We start from the raw sequence: 12,495 nt of genomic DNA, 5'->3' as shown, positions 1-12,495 counted from the left end.
ATGTCTATTAAATATAGGTAAACTTATGGAGAGTTTATGGATAAACAATTAACTGACCTATTGGTATGCTTTCTGAAAGAATTTATAAAACAATTCGAACCAGAAAAAATCCTATTATTTAAAAAATCATATTTTATGCTCTTTAGAGTATATCCAGAAATAAGATTAGATTTTATCGAATACCCTGCTGAGATACCAGACAAGAAAAAATACAATCTGATTATAGGGGATTTGCCTTTTGGGATGCCAAAAAGAGAGTATCCAAAAGGATTGCTTAAAAAAAGCTATAGAGAAAATTTTATTGATATAATTGAATTATCGAGTAAACTTGAAAAAGAAGGTATAGCTATAATTACAGCTGAACCTAGTGGTTATTCTACAAATGATGGCAAAGCTTTTGAAAAAGAACTAAACAGTCATGGATTTTTTATAAATGCTTATATTCGAGCTCCCGAGGGGATTTTAGATCCATATACCAAAGTTACTCCAATTCTCGCAATTATTTCTAGAAATAACACTGGGAAATTATTTTTAGCCGAAATTTTAGAGATAGATCAAATCCAGGAAATTGTACAAAACTATAAATCGAAGAAAAACGGTCTGGAAATTACAAGCGGAAAATTCGTAGAGAAAGAAAGTTTTTGGGGATTTGGCAATTTGCATATTTTACCTCAAATAGAAAGACTAAAATTGCAATTCAGTGAGTTTGAAGAATATCAACTTTCTGATTTAGCGGAAAGTATAAAAACCATTCAATCCGGCGCAAAGTTTGAAGATTTTGGAAATGCCATATATGTACCACGTATTGGCAATTCTTCTGTAGTCAGGAAGATTGAAGAATTTAAATTAAAGCATCACAATTATTTTCAAATAGTACTTAAGAATTCTGTATCAAATGAATATCTTACTCTTTTCTTTCAAACAACTCTTGGCAGACTTATTCTTAACTCATTATTTTCTGAATCATATATCAATCATTTGACAAAAGCTCGGCTAGAAAAATCGATGGTTGTGCTTCCTCCTTTAAATATTCAAGATCAAATTATCAAAGCGAATAGAAAACTAAATAAATTGAAAATTTCTGTTGATAGCATAACAAGTGAAATGGCAATTAACCCTTTGGGCACTGATCTTTTATTGAAACGAATTGATAAACTTGCTGATGCTCTAGATCTTCTGTCTGATGCTGATAGAGTTCGGTCTAAAATCAGAGAAGGAGAATCTAAAAATATTGAGTTTAAAGAAACGCTGAGTATCGATGTAGCAAAAGAAACTAAAGAGAAATATATAGAAACATCCTCTTTGAAAACAATAGTAGCTTTTCTCAATACTGACGGAGGAACTCTTTTAATCGGTGTTAGTGACTATGGAGAGATCCGTGGGTTGGATCACGAGATTGATACTTTTCATAAGAATAAGGATAAATTTCTCCTCCATTGGAAAAACCTTCTAAAAGAAAGGATAGGTCAAAACTACTATACTTACATAAATTGGCAGATAGTTGTAATAGATGATAAAATGGTTTTAGAAGTAATATGCAAAGCTTCTGATATTGCTTGTTACCTTGATAATAATGAATTTTATGTAAGGACTAATCCTGCCACCGATAAATTAGAAGGTCCCAGATTGGTTGAATATGTCAATCAACGATTTTCAAAACATTAATAGTTAAAAGTTATCATTAATTTAAATACTAGGAGAAATATGTATGGACATGAACAAAAAACCGTGGCCTATTACCACCACTTATGGTTGGAGAGAAAAGATTGATACTAATCCAGATTATCAAAGACCTGCTGTTTGGACAGTTGCTCAGAAACAATTGCTTATGGATACTATCATCCGGGGCTATGATATTCCTAAATTGTATTTAAGACAGATTAGTAAATCACCACAAAAATATGAAGTTGTTGATGGGCAACAACGTTTACGTGCTATCTGGTCATTTATCAACGGTGAATATAACCTATTGAAAGAATGTGATTCTGTTTTAGGTGAAGTAGTAAAAAACCTTTCTTATAATGAATTACCTTTATCCATACGAAGTGATTTCGATGTTTATTCTTTAGATATGATTGTCATTACTGACGCGGAAGAGGATGAAGTTCGCGAAATGTTTTTAAGACTGCAAAATGGTACAACATTAAAAGCTCAGGAAAAGAGAAATGCTATGCCTGGGAAAATGCGGAATTTTATCAAAAGCTTGACCTTTCATAAAGTATTTACCGATTCCATCAAATTCAATAATTCAAGGTATACACATGATCATGTAGCAGCACAAATCACCTTGATTGAATTAAATGGAGAGCCATCTAATATTAAAGATCATGATTTAAATAAAATGTATAAAGATAATATGAATTTCGATTCTTCGAGTCCAAAAGCAAGAAAAATAAAAAGGGTATTAGATTTCTTATATAATATGTTCCCTGAAAAAACACCTGAATTAGAACGGTATGGTTTTATTTCATTATATATCTTGATATCCTATCTTCTTGAAAGATTTGATATTACTAATCGAGGTCAGGCAATAGCAGCTTGGTTTATTCAGTTTGAGCAATATCGAAAAGAAAATATTTTACTCCCAGAAGATCAAGCAGATTCTGAAGTAATAACCTATCATGAGAAAATTAGTCATAGTACAGATGCTATTGACTCTTTACAGTGGAGAAATGACTACCTTTGTAGAAAATTATTTGAAGCCATTCCTGATATTGAACCAAAAGACAATCAAAGGATGTTTACTCAAGAACAAAGACTTGCTATTTATCGAAGAGATAATGGAATGTGTCAGTTGAAAATACACTGTGATGGTAAAAAATGCGAATGGGATAACTGGCAAGCTGACCATATAATTCCTTGGAGTAGAGGGGGTAAAACAACTGTTCAAAATGGACAAGTTGCTTGTTCCGAATGTAATGCTTCCAAAAGTAATAATATTGTCTAAATATCCTTTTTCGAAATAGCCTTGGATTCTTGAGAAGAATATGATTCTTTCAAGGACCTAGGTTATTTAATCATCTATTTATAAACCTCCTAAATTCTTGGACAAATATCAAAGGTTTAAAACCTGTATTTTCATTACTGTTTTTCTCAATGATTAACCATATTTTTAGAGAAGGATAGATGTATGTGAACTCTGCAAGAAAGTTACACTCAAAAGCCAGTTAGGCATCTGAGCTATCATTTCTCATCGATGTTCAGAGAGTTCATAATTTCCTTGTAGTTCTTGCCACTCTTGATGAACGCGTCCATGTATTAAATTAGATTACAGTTCTGGCAGAGAATCTTTCATTGGAATCAATTTTTTGTCATTTTGATTTCTGTTTTCTCAATTGTGCGAGTCTTTGGTAGCTTGTGCATTCTCCGGCTGAAACGGACCAGCAGTCTGCCATTAACGGGACAGATTTCGTTAGTGCGGGACAGACCCTGTGCCAGACATTACCTCAGGCAGGGCTGTTTTATCAGAGTTATTTACCGTTTGGGCCTGCTGCGATATAAAGCAAATAGCCGTTGTCAACTATTCGTCTGGTAATCGCATCTCCTAAAGCGCTTGAGCCAAGTTGGTCTTTCCATCCCTCTGGGAAGAACTGGGAACAGACAATTGTTGTTCTCTGGCCCTCCCGTTCCTTGATAAGGTTGAAGAGGATCCCCAGTTGGGTATCATTTGGTACCTTCATCAAGAGGAAGTCGTCCAGGATTAAAACCTGAAGGCGAGTATAGTAAGAAAACTTTCCTTTAAACTTCTTTGTGTCTGAAGCTTTCAACAGCTCCAAATCCTCAAGGAAACCTTGGGTGTCCTCAAGATACTTGGTCCTGTATTGTTGTCTGCATGCCTCAATTCCCAGTGCCTGGGCAAAAAAGGATTTGCCGTTATGGAATATCTTTCATAACGGCAAATCCTTCCTTTCCCGGGCATTGGCTCGCAATGCCTGTGAATCCGGCTACAGGACGAAAGTGGTGGCATTCTCGGCTCTCATGAGGGAACTTGCCCGGCTGGACAAGGCTGATACGGACAAATACGAGAAGCGTCTGGCCTATTACAGCAGGTTCCCGGTGTTGCTGATTGATGAATGGCTTTGCCAGTAACCTGACAAGCAATGGGTGGCCATTCTCCTGGAATTGATGGAAAACCGGTATGATGCTACTTCAACAATCATCTGCACCCAGCTTCCACCGGAGAACTGGCCGACTGTCATTGGCAATGTTGCCTTGGGACAAGCCATTCTAGGGCGTGTTCAGGCAGCATCATTCACTCTGTTTGCTTTTGATATTCTATAACTCCCCAAGTGGGGGTGAAGACATTTTCTTGGACTTTCGAAGGAGCAGGGAATGTATTCATATGAAGAACGAAAGAAAGCGGTATTCTTGTACATGAAGTATGGCAAAAGCATCAGTGCAGTAATACGTGAATTAGGATATCCGGACAGGAAGTCGCTTACTAAATGGTATCAGGAATTCAAAGTGTATGGAGATTTACCAAAAGCAAGCAAACAACGATATACCGAGAAGCAGAAAAATGCTGCTGTTACCTATTACAAGGAATATGGGAGAAGCCTCGCCAGGACCGTGAGGATGCTGGGCTATCCAAGTCGCGCAATCCTGGGGGAATGGGTGCATGAGTATCTTCCTGTCTCTTGCCATCCTGTGAAAAGGGGAAAGTCTGTTGTACAGTATACAGACGAGCAGAAGATAGACGCGGTAATCTCGGTTGCCTCAGGGGAGAAAACTGCAAGAGAACTGGAAACGGAGATCGGAGTGACCAGGAGTGCCGTTTCACAATGGAAGCGTCAGTTGTTCGCAAAAGGAGAGAGGGCAACGATGGGCAAGACAAAACCAGGGGAACCAGACAAGGATAAACCTGGACGAGATGCTGAACTCAGGTGTTAGGCGGCAAATTATTTTATCAGGAAGACGGCCGAAAGTTGCAAAATGCTTTGGTAAGTGTAGCTTGAGCATGGTACATTAGTTGCACATTCTCCTATAAAGGAAAAGGAGAGGGCTTCCCGACCAAAGTTGTCCCTCTCCAGTTTGCAATAATGCTCTTAGAGATTGCCATTGAATTGGCGGAATTGCAAGTGGTCGAGGGCCAAGGACCTCCCAGCTCCCACTCTTTGGGTGTTTTCTTCTGCACTTTCTGTCGCACCAGGTTGCACGGCCACGGATGGAGAAAGCGCTATTTCATCACCGACAGTCTTGCCAGTCTCCAGCTGTGGATCCACCGCAAGCTTTGTCCTTGCTGCAGGAAGACCTATACCCTGCTGCCCCTGTGGGTCCATGCCTTCAAGTTATTCAGCCTGGAAACCATTTGTCGCATTCTTGCCTGCAGGATCGAGAAAGGACACTTCAGCACCATTATCGGCATATCCGGCTACCTGCAGCGCAGATGGTGGAAGGGATATTCGGACAGGAGCCGCTGCGAAAGCGACTTCCCGGATCATGATCAGCTGTTTCCCCACTTCAAGGCTGCCCTCAAGGGTTGTCTGACGGCCCCTCCTTCAGTAAGGATCGTGCAAGACCGGAGTATCTCCTTGATGGGTTTGCGGCTGCTCAACCCTTCCCACCAACGTTTGTATCTATATGTGCCGAGGTGCATCCCCTAGGCTTTCGGTATCTATTTCAGGAGGTACCTTACCTATGGACTCGCAAAAGAAGGAACAGATAGGCCTGTTCCGCTTCGGACTCATTTTCCCTCTGCTCGATGACCGTTCGCAGTATGGGGACATCACGCGCAGGATGAAGCAAATCTGCTCCAAGCTGTACGACATTCCCTATTCTGACAAGCGGACGGTGAGCATGCCCACCCTCTACAACTGGCTCAACGCTTACCGCAGGAACCGCAACATCGAGGATCTCTATCCCCGCGACCGCTCTGACAAGGGGTCACGCAGAAAGCTCAGCAGCGAAACAGAGCAGGCGCTTATACTGTTCCGCCGCCAGCATCCGGACATCAAAATCACGACCTTGGTGAGGATGGCCGAGAAGCAAGGCATCTTCCTGCCCTCGGAGGTTGTGGACATGACGCTCATCTACCGGGTGTTCCGCAACCAGGACACAAAAGGCAGGAATCCCAACGACAGGGACATGCGCCGGCTGGAGATGGAATACGTGAACCAGGTCTGGTATCTGGATGCGATGGTCGGGCCGAAGGTGCATGTCGGTCAGGGAAAGGAATGCAAGATCGTGACGGCCAAGCTTTTCGCCCTCATCGACGACAAGTCCCGTCTGGTGACCTACGCCCGTTTCTACCGGGATGAGACCAGCGACAGCTTGCTTGACTGCCTCTGGGGCGGCTTCAATGCCCGGGGACTGCCCCGCCAATGTCATACCGATAATGGGGCCGCCATGCGGGACGAGCGCATAAAACTTGGTTGTGCTTCCCTTGAGGTGAATTTTACACACTCAAGGCCATACACCCCCACAGGAAAGGCGAAGGTGGAACGACTGTTCTCGACGGTGAGGATGCAGTTCCTGCCCACCCTGGGCGACGAGCCGCTGGAACTGTACGAGTTGAACAAGCGGTGGATGGCCTATCTTGAGGAGTACAACGGCAGGTATCACTCCGGCATCGGGATGTCTCCCCTGCAATGCTACCTCTCCGAGGTCCAGGCTGTCAGGCCGGCCCCGCCGGACCTGCCCAGGCTGTTCAGGAAGCGCGAAATTCGGACGGTGGGCAAGGCCAGGACCGTAAGCCTCGACTCGGTGCTGCTCGAGGTCCCGCTGGGATATTCGGGCAGGAAGATCGAGCTTAGGTACAACACCACCAGCGATGTGGAAGCTTTTCATGAGGGGGTGAGCATCGGAATGCTCAAGCCGGTGGACTACCAGGCCAACTCACGGGCCCACAGGATGCAGGGGGTGCAGCTGTGAACACGGACATCCGCACCTTCTACGGGTTCAAGCAGATACCCTTCTCTCCGGAACTGAAGCCCCAGCAGATGTACCTGCTCTCCTCGATGGTGGAGATAAGCAACAAGATACAGTTCGCCATCCAGAACAGCATGTACTTCACCCTCATCGGTGATGTGGGGGCGGGAAAGTCGACGACGTTGCGTTACGTACTCTCCCAGCTGCCTGCCAAGAGCTACCAGGTCATCGACCTGGTAGGAGGGCAGTGGAGCTTCGTCGAGGTGCTCAGGCAGCTCATGGCATCGCTGGGGCTTTTCACCAGGACCAACCAGCCCTCCACCATGCTCAGGCAGATTCATGAGGCGCTGGACCTCATCTACAACGACGGGAAGCGGCCCGTCCTGGTCATCGATGAGTGCCATCACTTCACCGGTGATTTCTATGCCCAGCTCCACCTCATAAGCCAGCAGAACCTCGCCAAGGCAAATGTGATACCGATCGTCATGTGCGGGCAGGAAGGCCTGTTCGAGAAGCTGCGCAACCCGCAGGCACGCCCCCTGATGAGCAGGATCCTCGACGGATACAACCTTCGGAGCCTCACCCAGGATGAGTGCTTCGGATACATCGAGCACCACCTGAAGACCATCGGCGGCCGCGGTTCCGAGATATTCGACAAGCCTGCGCTGATAGCCGTCAGCCAGGTGTCGGCGGGTATCCCCAGGAACATCAATTCCGTATGTCTGTTGGCATTGCAGCACGGCATGGAACAGGGCCTGTTGACCATCCCGGCAGAGGTGATCAGGAAAGTGACCAGGAACTGGTGGGAATGAGAGCATAAGGAAAAACGACCATGGATCCAAATACACAAATCAAGGAAGAGAGACCGGTACCACTGGTTGTGCTCCACCACGAATTCACCGAAAGCTATTACCTGCATGTCATCAATCTATACAGAAGTCGAGTGGATGACGAAGCAATGCACCGCAGCATCTGTGAAAAAGCCAACGGCATAATGAGAAGGCAGGCTGTGTTCAGGGAGGACCTGGAGTACTGTTACGAGAACTGCATGATTGACGTTTTCGCAGATCCTGCACCTTTCTAGAATAGGTTTACGATTGTATTCAAGGACTGGCCTCTTCGGAGGCCTTTCGTTGCATAAGGAGCTCTAACCAAGCGTGCAACTTTCTTCTCAGCTGACCGTGCAAATACCGCTATAAAATAATATGCCACATAACACTCAGGGAAGAATGTGAGATCCTGAGAGAAGAGCGGGACAGGCTGCAAAGACAAGTTTGCCAACTCCAGATGGAAAAAGACATTCTGGAGAAAGCTGCATCCTTGCTAAAAAAAAGGAAGGGCATCGACATTGAAAACCTGTCGAACAGAGAAAAGGCCGTGTTGGTCGATGCCCTTGCCAGAAGATACCGCCTAAAGCATCTACTGGCTTCTGTACACATGGCAAAGAGCAGTTTCTTCTATCAAAGAAACGCCATGCAAAAAGATAAGTATGCCTCGGTAAGGGAACGCTTGAGGACTGTATTTGAGCAAGCCAGGAGTTGCTATGGCTATCGTCGCCTACACGTAATTCTGACAGCGGGCGGACAGGTCCTCTCCGAAAAGGTTGTCTTGCGTCTGATGCATGAGGAGCGATTGGACGCAGGCGTTTCAAAGAGGAAGAAATACAGTTCGTACATGGGCGAGATAGATGCCGGGGTCACGAATCTGCTCCAACGTGATTTCCATGCCGAGAATCCCAACGAGAAATGGCTGAGCGACATCACGGAATTCAGCATTCCCGCTGGGAAAGTATATCTCTCTCCTATCGTTGACTGCTTCGACGGCTACGTCACCTCCTGGACCCGGGGACCGAGCCCCAATGCGGAGATGGTGAACTCGATGCTGGATAAGGCCGTGGGTACATTGAAAGACGGTGAGTGCCCACTGGTACATACCGATCGGGGATGTCACTACCGTTGGCCCGGCTGGATCGAGAGAATGGATAATGCCGGATTGGTACGGTCGATGTCGAAGAAAGGCTGCTCTCCAGACAATTCGGCGTGCGAAGGTTTCTTCGGAAGACTGAAGAATGAGATGTTCTATATCCGTTCATGGTTTGAGGTATCGATTGAGGAATTCTGTACACAGCTTGATGATTATATCTGTTGGTACAATGAAGAGAGAATTAAAATGTCGTTGGGTGGCAGAAGCCCTATGGAATATCGTAGGAATCTTGGGTTAATATCGTAGAAAAGTCCAACTTTTTGTCCTCACCCCCAATTGGGGAATTCTACTTGATTAAAAGCAATCGGGCCACCGCAGTGTGGACAAACCCTTGGTGGTTCTCCACTGACAACCCCGCGGGTAAGGGTCAGTCTTTCACCAGTGCTGGAAAGTACGAGGGCGGGATCGATGGTAACATCGAAGCTTGCCAGGCCATGGGCGAATGTGATAGTGTCATGCATGGGGATGGCTTTTTCCTCTTTGTTTGAGTGTGGTAACTACAACATAACGGAATGCCGTCCCTTTTTCCAATCCAACACCTTTCCAGATTTCAGTCTTTTCTCAGCATCCCACAAGAAAATGAATTGAGCCTTTTACTTGACCTGCTCGCTTTTTGAAGCTTTTAGCCAAATAAATCAGCACCACCCTTCCAAAGGGTGGTTTGCTCTACGGCTATAAGCCGTGGTTCACCGACCAGCGCCTAAAGACGCTGGCTTCACTTATATCGTTCAGCCCAAATGCCTTTGCCTCTTTGGCTGCCCCCAAGAGGGCAACCGTATTACCTGCTACCCCTTGAAGGGGTCCTCGTATTCCTTCACGCTCAACTTGTCCAGCATGATGTCATGCTGTTCCTGTTCGCGTATGTACTTTGCAATGGTTGCCTCGTTCAGGCCCACCGTGCTCACGTAGTATCCTTCCGCCCAAAAATGCCTGTTGCCAAACTTGTACTTCAGGTTCGCGTGCTTGTCGAACAACATCAATGCACTCTTGCCCTTCAGATACCCCATGAAGCTCGATACGCTCATCTTCGGCGGTATACTCACCAGCATGTGCACATGATCGCTCATCAGGTGTCCCTCTATCAATTCGACACCCTTGTATCCGCACAGCGAGCGCAGGATCTGGCCCACACTCTGCCTGTATTGATTGTAAATTATCTTTCTCCTATACTTTGGCGTGAACACGATATGGTATTTGCACAACCACTTCGTGTGGGCCAACGAATTTTCTTTACTCGCCATCTTTCACTCACCTTTTCCTGTATGATTTTTGGGCTGAACTCCAAAATCCTACCATAAAGGTGAGTGTTTTTGTGTAACAAATCGTTTCCGCACCCGCATAGCGGGTGGTTTATTGTTTCGCACGCATCGCGTGCTCAACTGTCTAAAAACATAGAAAAAAAAGCAACCAATTTGCTATTAACAAATCAATTGCCTAATGGGCGCGATTGGGTTTGAACCAACGACTTCTACCGTGTGAAGGTAGCACTCTCCCACTGAGTTACGCGCCCGCTACAGGGAATTATCATACGGAAATAAAGAGGGCTTGTCCAGTCCTATTTTTCTTTCATCTTTTCTCGGATTCTCTTTGAATTCTACTTATCCTTTTTTATCCTGTTGATTGGTTCTTTGTATTGGGGGAGGCTCTACCACATATTTGTAGTATGGCTATCAAAACTTTTTTACGGATGATGGGAACATTTAAAGATTTACTCACAATTATAACCCAATAATTGCTATAGTATGGGAACACTGTAACATGGAATCAGAAAATCGATTCCTTTGAATCCAGGAGGATTTATGATGAAAAAGAACGGCTTGAAAGTATTTTTAGTCGCGCTGATGCTTCTGTCTCTAGGCTTTGGTACCCTCGGTGCCCAGGCAGCCTATGAAAAAGCTCAGCCACAGACCATTACCATTCTCGGTACAACTGACATACATGGAAATGTGTGGGGGTTCAGTTATGAGAATGACAAAGAGACTACCAACACGGGAATGGCAAGGATTGCCACCTATGTGGATCAAGTAAGAAGTGAACAACCCAACGTTGTCCTGGTCGATAATGGCGATACCCTGCAAGGGAACATCATGACCGACGACCTGTACAATAAAAGGGCAGGGGATCATCCGGTAATCACTGCCATGAACATGATGGGCTATGACAGCATGACGCTGGGAAACCATGAGTTCAACTTTGGTGAACAACTCATTCCCCGTATCCAGACTCTTGCCAATTTCCCGATCCTTGCTGCCAATATGGCTAGGGTTGACGGAACCATGGCTGCCTTGCCGTATACCATCATTGAGCGTGCAGGAGTAAAAATCGGAATCATCGGCCTCACCAACCCCAATGCACCTCGCTGGGATGGTGAAAAAGTTGATTCCTTTGTATACAGCGCCGTGGGACCAGCCTGCAGAAAGACCATCGACATCATCAAGAACAAAGTAGATCTCATTGTCGTTACCGCCCACGTAGGCCTCTATCCAGAATATGACGAGGAATTCGGAAGCGACGGGGCGAACAAGATTCTGGAACTCTGTCCAGAAATTGATGCCCTGCTTGTTGGCCATGCCCATGTGACAGTCAACGAAACAGTTGGCAATACACTTGTAGGCGGAGCCAGGAACCTGGGAAGGGAAGTAGTTCGTTTCGACATAACCCTCGATACTGACAGAAAAGTAACCGCTCATTCAGTAAGTATCGTTGATATGGCAAACTATGAACCAAGCCAGGCCTTGAGAAGCGAACCATTCATCGCCAAGGCACACCAGGAAACCAGGGACTTTATCAGTGGGGGAGCTCCTACCGCTGACGGAAAGACCTCTGGTGGTATTTTTGGACAGGCTGCCGTGGATTTCCAACCTGCAAATGAAATCAAGGGAATTCCTGAGGGAAAAGTCCGTGACACCGCTGTAATGGACCTGATCAACTCCGTCCAGCTTGCCAATTCCGGCGCTGACGTATCTGCTGCTGCCCTGTTCTCCGACACCAGTAACATCCCAGCGGGAAACATCAACTATGGTACTATCTTCGGAATCTATAAATATGATAATACCCTCTACCGCGTACAGGTTACCGGCTCTGAATTGAAAGCCTACATGGAATGGTCAGCTTCCTGCTATAATCAGGCAATGCCTGGTGATATCTCAGTAAGTTTCAATCCTGAAAAGCCCGGTTATCTCTATGATATGTTTGCCGGTGTGGATTATGATATTGACCTTTCAAAACCCGTTGGCAAGAGAATCGTCAATGTCATGTATAAAGGCAAACCTCTTGCCGATACACAGAAATTGACCCTTGCCGTAAACAACTACCGATATTCCTCAGCCCTCAAGGCACAGAAATTGGTAGCAGCTACCAAGGAATGGGAATCCCCGAATTCAATCAGGGATATGCTGGTACAGTACATTCAGGAAAACAAGGTAATCGAACCAAAGATTGACAACAACTGGAAGATCATAGGTGTAGATTTTGCTTCTCCTGACAGATCAAAGGCAATTGCCCTGGTCAATGACGGGAAAATTGAAGTACCGTATGCAAAATCCTTGAACGTAAACGACTTGAAACAGGCTGGACTACTCTAGGATAAGAGTTTTCCTTGAAAAAAAGCTTCCCGGGAGAATTTAATCCTGGGAAGCTTTTTGT

The 12,495-nt window shown here is 45.2% G+C and carries 11 protein-coding genes, 1 tRNA gene and 3 pseudogenes; 10 read left to right on the top strand and 5 right to left on the bottom strand.

Annotated elements, in window-relative coordinates; genetic code table 11:
• The first annotated feature begins 36 nt into the window (after positions 1 to 36).
• Together ACHZBG_RS10260 and ACHZBG_RS10255 are read left to right on the top strand one after the other, a co-directional pair.
• Positions 37 to 1,665 carry an RNA-binding domain-containing protein gene (locus tag ACHZBG_RS10260; protein ID WP_320129359.1) on the top strand — a complete coding sequence of 543 codons (1,629 nt, stop codon included), beginning with the start codon at positions 37 to 39 and terminating at the stop codon, positions 1,663 to 1,665.
• Positions 1,666 to 1,708: 43 nt separating this feature from the next.
• A complete protein-coding gene (locus ACHZBG_RS10255; RefSeq protein ID WP_320129358.1) occupies positions 1,709 to 2,947 on the top strand; it encodes a DUF262 domain-containing protein in 1,239 nt (412 codons plus the stop codon).
• 523 nt (positions 2,948 to 3,470) lie between these two features.
• On the opposite strand, the gene ACHZBG_RS10250 is transcribed toward ACHZBG_RS10255, so the two are convergent.
• Positions 3,471 to 3,842 (bottom strand): ATP-binding protein, encoded by a 372-nt coding sequence (locus ACHZBG_RS10250; RefSeq protein WP_320129403.1) that lies wholly within the window; start codon positions 3,840 to 3,842, stop codon positions 3,471 to 3,473.
• On the opposite strand from ACHZBG_RS10250, the pseudogene ACHZBG_RS10245 reads away from it, so the two are divergent.
• Positions 3,751 to 4,281, top strand: a pseudogene (locus ACHZBG_RS10245) (ATP-binding protein). The gene ACHZBG_RS10250 and the pseudogene ACHZBG_RS10245 sit on opposite strands and share 92 nt — an antisense overlap.
• Before the next feature lie 51 nt (positions 4,282 to 4,332).
• Positions 4,333 to 4,884 (top strand): annotated as a pseudogene (locus ACHZBG_RS10240) (IS3 family transposase); the annotation flags it as partial.
• A gap of 161 nt (positions 4,885 to 5,045) precedes the next feature.
• Here the strand turns inward: ACHZBG_RS10240 and ACHZBG_RS10235 are convergent.
• Positions 5,046 to 5,279, bottom strand: coding sequence for a hypothetical protein (locus ACHZBG_RS10235; protein ID WP_320128382.1), 234 nt, complete (start codon positions 5,277 to 5,279; stop codon positions 5,046 to 5,048).
• Between ACHZBG_RS10235 and ACHZBG_RS10230 the strand changes: the two genes are divergently transcribed.
• The 5 genes and pseudogenes from ACHZBG_RS10230 to ACHZBG_RS10210 form a co-directional block, all read left to right on the top strand.
• A complete protein-coding gene (locus ACHZBG_RS10230) occupies positions 5,184 to 5,603 on the top strand; it encodes a hypothetical protein (protein ID WP_394699377.1) in 420 nt (139 codons plus the stop codon). The genes ACHZBG_RS10235 and ACHZBG_RS10230 overlap by 96 nt on opposite strands.
• A gap of 34 nt (positions 5,604 to 5,637) precedes the next feature.
• Positions 5,638 to 6,870 carry a DDE-type integrase/transposase/recombinase gene (locus tag ACHZBG_RS10225; protein ID WP_320128380.1) on the top strand — a complete coding sequence of 411 codons (1,233 nt, stop codon included), beginning with the start codon at positions 5,638 to 5,640 and terminating at the stop codon, positions 6,868 to 6,870.
• Positions 6,867 to 7,679, top strand: coding sequence for an AAA family ATPase (locus ACHZBG_RS10220; protein WP_320128379.1), 813 nt, complete (start codon positions 6,867 to 6,869; stop codon positions 7,677 to 7,679). The genes ACHZBG_RS10225 and ACHZBG_RS10220 overlap by 4 nt, the downstream gene beginning before the upstream one ends.
• A 20-nt stretch (positions 7,680 to 7,699) precedes the next feature.
• Entirely contained in the window at positions 7,700 to 7,951 is a 252-nt protein-coding gene (locus ACHZBG_RS10215; protein WP_320128378.1) for a hypothetical protein, read from the top strand.
• A gap of 128 nt (positions 7,952 to 8,079) precedes the next feature.
• A pseudogene (locus ACHZBG_RS10210) lies at positions 8,080 to 9,096 on the top strand (IS3 family transposase); the annotation flags it as partial.
• A 20-nt stretch (positions 9,097 to 9,116) separates the two neighbouring features.
• On the opposite strand, the gene ACHZBG_RS10205 reads toward ACHZBG_RS10210, so the two are convergent.
• The 3 genes from ACHZBG_RS10205 to ACHZBG_RS10195 all read right to left on the bottom strand — a co-directional run bounded on the left by ACHZBG_RS10205 (position 9,117) and on the right by ACHZBG_RS10195 (position 10,360).
• A complete protein-coding gene (locus ACHZBG_RS10205; protein ID WP_320129357.1) occupies positions 9,117 to 9,311 on the bottom strand; it encodes a hypothetical protein in 195 nt (64 codons plus the stop codon).
• Positions 9,312 to 9,635: 324 nt separating this feature from the next.
• The gene (gene tnpA, locus ACHZBG_RS10200; protein ID WP_320129356.1) at positions 9,636 to 10,091 is read right to left on the bottom strand and encodes an IS200/IS605 family transposase; all 456 of its coding nucleotides are present in this window, start codon (positions 10,089 to 10,091) and stop codon (positions 9,636 to 9,638) included.
• A 197-nt stretch (positions 10,092 to 10,288) separates the two neighbouring features.
• A tRNA-Val gene (locus tag ACHZBG_RS10195) sits at positions 10,289 to 10,360 on the bottom strand.
• Positions 10,361 to 10,649: 289 nt separating this feature from the next.
• Here ACHZBG_RS10195 and ACHZBG_RS10190 point away from each other — a divergent pair.
• On the top strand, positions 10,650 to 12,434 hold the full coding sequence (locus ACHZBG_RS10190; protein ID WP_320129355.1) for a 5'-nucleotidase C-terminal domain-containing protein: 1,785 nt from the start codon (positions 10,650 to 10,652) through the stop codon (positions 12,432 to 12,434).
• Positions 12,435 to 12,495 lie beyond the last annotated feature (61 nt).

It is taken from the genome of uncultured Sphaerochaeta sp., assembly GCF_963676625.2.
GTDB lineage: Bacteria > Spirochaetota > Spirochaetia > Sphaerochaetales > Sphaerochaetaceae > Sphaerochaeta.
The sequence above is the reverse complement of the archived record's forward strand: the minus strand, read 5'-3'. Positions and strand labels throughout refer to the sequence as shown.

Bases quoted from the DNA above. Each gene is read 5' to 3' on its own strand.
- ACHZBG_RS10260 (WP_320129359.1), top strand. From the start codon at position 37: ATGGATAAACAATTAACTGACCTATTGGTATGCTTTCTGAAAGAATTT.
- ACHZBG_RS10255 (WP_320129358.1), top strand. From the start codon at position 1,709: ATGGACATGAACAAAAAACCGTGGCCTATTACCACCACTTATGGTTGG.
- ACHZBG_RS10235 (WP_320128382.1), bottom strand. From the start codon at position 5,279: ATGGACCCACAGGGGCAGCAGGGTATAGGTCTTCCTGCAGCAAGGACA.
- ACHZBG_RS10225 (WP_320128380.1), top strand. From the start codon at position 5,638: ATGGACTCGCAAAAGAAGGAACAGATAGGCCTGTTCCGCTTCGGACTC.
- ACHZBG_RS10215 (WP_320128378.1), top strand. From the start codon at position 7,700: ATGGATCCAAATACACAAATCAAGGAAGAGAGACCGGTACCACTGGTT.
- ACHZBG_RS10205 (WP_320129357.1), bottom strand. From the start codon at position 9,311: ATGCATGACACTATCACATTCGCCCATGGCCTGGCAAGCTTCGATGTT.
- tnpA (WP_320129356.1), bottom strand. From the start codon at position 10,091: ATGGCGAGTAAAGAAAATTCGTTGGCCCACACGAAGTGGTTGTGCAAA.
- ACHZBG_RS10190 (WP_320129355.1), top strand. From the start codon at position 10,650: ATGATGAAAAAGAACGGCTTGAAAGTATTTTTAGTCGCGCTGATGCTT.